The organism is Escherichia sp. AM3 (assembly GCF_032029835.1).
Lineage (GTDB): Bacteria > Pseudomonadota > Gammaproteobacteria > Enterobacterales > Enterobacteriaceae > Escherichia > Escherichia coli.
In genome coordinates, this window is record NZ_JAVUPQ010000175.1 from 1 (window position 1) to 3,072 (window position 3,072).

A 3,072-nucleotide genomic window follows, 5' to 3' on the forward strand; every position below is an offset into this window, starting at 1 on the left:
CGACATCCGTGAACATTCAGACCATCGTCCTGGGCAATATTCTGGCAATCGATCCGGCGGATATCCTGCAACTCACTATCATTGGCATTCTCTCGATCATCGTGCTTTTTTTCAAATGGAAAGATCTTATGGTGACCTTTTTCGACGAGAATCACGCCCGTGCTATTGGATTGCATCCGGGCAGATTAAAAATCCTCTTCTTCACCCTGCTGTCGGTTTCGACCGTTGCGGCGCTGCAAACGGTTGGTGCCTTTCTGGTGATCTGTCTGGTGGTGACTCCCGGTGCAACAGCATGGTTGTTAACCGATCGTTTTCCCCGCCTGCTCATGATTGCTGTAACTATTGGCAGTGTGACCAGTTTCCTCGGCGCGTGGGTCAGTTACTTTCTGGACGGCGCGACAGGTGGAATCATCGTGGTGGCGCAGACACTGCTGTTTCTTTTAGCATTTGTCTTTGCGCCCACCCATGGGCTTTTGGCAAATCGTCGGCGTGCGCATAAAGCGCTGGAGGATCGCTCATGATGGCATTATTACTGGAGCCACTGCAGTTCACCTTTATGAGTCACGCACTGCTGATTTCACTGGTAGTTTCCATACCCTGTGCGCTGCTGTCGGTCTTTCTGGTCCTGAAAAGTTGGGCACTGATGGGTGACGCGATGAGTCATGCGGTTTTTCCTGGCATCGTGCTTGCCTGGATTCTGGGGTTACCTCTGGCTACAGGGGCATTCGTCGCCGGAGTATTCTGTGCGGTGGCGACGGGATACCTGAAAGACAACAGCCGAATCAAGCAAGATACAGTGATGGGGATTGTTTTTTCTGGCATGTTTGCCGCAGGTCTGATCTTGTATATTGCAGTCAAACCAGACGTACATCTTGATCATATTCTTTTCGGCGACATGCTCGGGATAACCATCGGCGATATAATCCAGACGGTGATTATTGCCGGACTGGTTACACTTGTTATTAGCGTAAAATGGCGGGATTTTTTGCTGTTCAGCTTTGATTATCAACAGGCGCAGGCAAGCGGTTTGCATACGAGATGGCTGCATTATGGGCTGCTGTGCATGGTCTCCCTGACCATTGTGGCGACGCTGAAAGCGGTAGGTATCATTCTCTCTATTTCTCTTCTCATTGCGCCTGGTGCCATTGCGGTACTCCTGACACAACGCTTTCATATTGCGCTCCTGCTGGCGACTGGCATATCGATATTGGTCTCAATGACTGGTGTCTGGCTGTCCTTTTTTATCGACAGCGCGCCAGCTCCGACAATTGTTGTCTTATTCGCGGTCATGTTCATCATGACGTTTACCGTTACCAGCATCAACGCACGCACAAAGGAAAATGCCGAACCACGGGATTTGTTATCATCCGATTAGCAGAACACTCGGCCAGCAACATCCGCTTATTGGCGATGCGCTTGAACGAATAATGCACAGACTTATGATTCTGATAAGTTTTGTTGCCAGAGAGTTGCTGCGGACTGGATAGCAAGTAATGTCGATTCTCAGGGGTAGCAAACAGCGCAGTAAAATGAGGGAAGTAGTGGCAAAACATAGAGAAAATTGGGGGGCGAGGGCCAGTGATGTAAAAAACCACGCTAAGAGTTTAATTAATTGTTTGTATTGAAGTTTAATGATCTTAACTCACCCTTAAGAATATCTTCCGGTAACGAAGACGTATAATGCCCCAGCATATTTATATGGCTATGTATCAGCAGCGATAATCTTGCCGGATGCTACTCCTCAGGAGTTTCTCCCGATTTGCGAAGATGTGACAACGCCTCCTGCATGTAAAGTGTGTTTCACAGCACAACCGCATTGGTCACCAGCCCCAGAGCACCTAGTTGATCTTCCTGCCCTTAACGGTAGCTGAAGATGACTGGGCTGGATGGACAATCCTGCATGGTGCATTGGGAGAGCAGATAGAATTGGTTGGCGACGATCTGTTTGTGACCAACGTAAAGTATATTCAGCGCGGCATTGACGAAAACCTTGCCAATTCAGCATTGATTAAACTCAACCAGATTGGTTCCCTGAGTGAAACCTTTGATGCGGTACAACTTTGCCATGACAACAACTGGGGCACCTTTATCTCACACCGCAGTGGTGAGACAGTGGACAGCTTTATCGCCGATATGACAGTTGCAATGCGCGCAGGTCATCTCAAAACGGGAGCTCCATGCCGGGGTGAGCGTATTGAAAAATATAACCAGCTTATGAGAATTGAGGATGAACTGGGTTCATCGGCGCAATTTGCTGGAAAGTCTGCCTTTAAATGACATTATTGTGCCAATCCCCCAGGCTTACACGTCGGGGTTATTCTGGAGGAATGATGAAAGCTCACGTTTTTGTTATTTCTATGCTTACTGGCATTGTCGTCACCTATGCCGTGTTACTTCTTGGTTGCTTGTTCATCGATAAAACGCTCCCCACTGTAGATGTTGTCATTCTGTCACTTGTCGTGGGGGCTTCTGCTCAGCAATTGTCGAGGGTATTAATGTCAATAAATAGAACCTTCCCTTATCTTGCATGTAGTCAAAGGATATAAATTAACAATATCAGTCAAATGAGAACATATTCTGATATTGTTACGATAAAAAATTATTTTATGAGGGGTACATGATTAAATCACTTTTTGCCGTCATTATCGGCGGTTCTGTTGGATGTACTCTGCGCTGGTTACTGTCCACACGCTTTAACAGTCTTTTTCCAAATCTACCTCCAGGTACACTGGTGGTGAACCTCCTTGCCGGGTTAATTATTGGTACTGCGTTGGCGTACTTTTTACGACAACCACACCTTGATCCTTTTTGGAAATTAATGATAACAACGGGACTTTGTGGAGGTCTGAGTACTTTCTCTACATTTTCTGTTGAAGTATTCGCATTACTCCAGGCGGGAAATTATATATGGGCTTTGACGTCTGTACTTGTTCACGTCATTGGCTCCCTCATCATGACAGCTTTAGGCTTTTTTATCATAACCATACTTTTCGCATGAGAATTCATTAACGTTACAGGTTTATCAACTAATGTGACGCTGAGGATAGAATTTCGCTCCATGGTATGCGTGTG

At 46.6% G+C, this 3,072-nt stretch carries 2 protein-coding genes and 3 pseudogenes; 4 read left to right on the forward strand and 1 reads right to left on the reverse strand.

Features of this window, described 5'->3' with window-relative positions; all coding sequences use genetic code 11:
* Both sitC and sitD read left to right on the forward strand, forming a co-directional pair.
* Positions 1-521 (forward strand): annotated as a pseudogene (gene sitC / locus RTW80_RS23520) (iron/manganese ABC transporter permease subunit SitC); the annotation flags it as partial.
* Positions 518-1,375 (forward strand): iron/manganese ABC transporter permease subunit SitD, encoded by an 858-nt coding sequence (gene sitD / locus RTW80_RS23525; RefSeq protein ID WP_000968139.1) that lies wholly within the window; start codon positions 518-520, stop codon positions 1,373-1,375. The pseudogene sitC and the gene sitD, both read left to right, overlap by 4 nt.
* 233 nt (positions 1,376-1,608) lie before the next feature.
* Here the strand turns inward: sitD and RTW80_RS23530 are convergent.
* A pseudogene (locus RTW80_RS23530) lies at positions 1,609-1,857 on the reverse strand (Tn3 family transposase); the annotation flags it as partial.
* A 6-nt stretch (positions 1,858-1,863) separates the two neighbouring features.
* Here RTW80_RS23530 and RTW80_RS23535 point away from each other — a divergent pair.
* Both RTW80_RS23535 and crcB read left to right on the forward strand, forming a co-directional pair.
* Positions 1,864-2,277, forward strand: a pseudogene (locus RTW80_RS23535) (phosphopyruvate hydratase); the annotation flags it as partial.
* A 340-nt stretch (positions 2,278-2,617) separates the two neighbouring features.
* Positions 2,618-2,998, forward strand: a complete 381-nt coding sequence (gene crcB, locus RTW80_RS23540; protein ID WP_001318207.1) for a fluoride efflux transporter CrcB — start codon at positions 2,618-2,620, stop codon at positions 2,996-2,998.
* Positions 2,999-3,072: the final 74 nt, after the last annotated feature.

What these genes read in the sequence shown, in the direction of transcription:
- sitD (WP_000968139.1), top strand. Translation starts at nt 518, where the DNA reads ATGATGGCATTATTACTGGAGCCACTGCAGTTCACCTTTATGAGTCAC.
- crcB (WP_001318207.1), top strand. Translation starts at nt 2,618, where the DNA reads ATGATTAAATCACTTTTTGCCGTCATTATCGGCGGTTCTGTTGGATGT.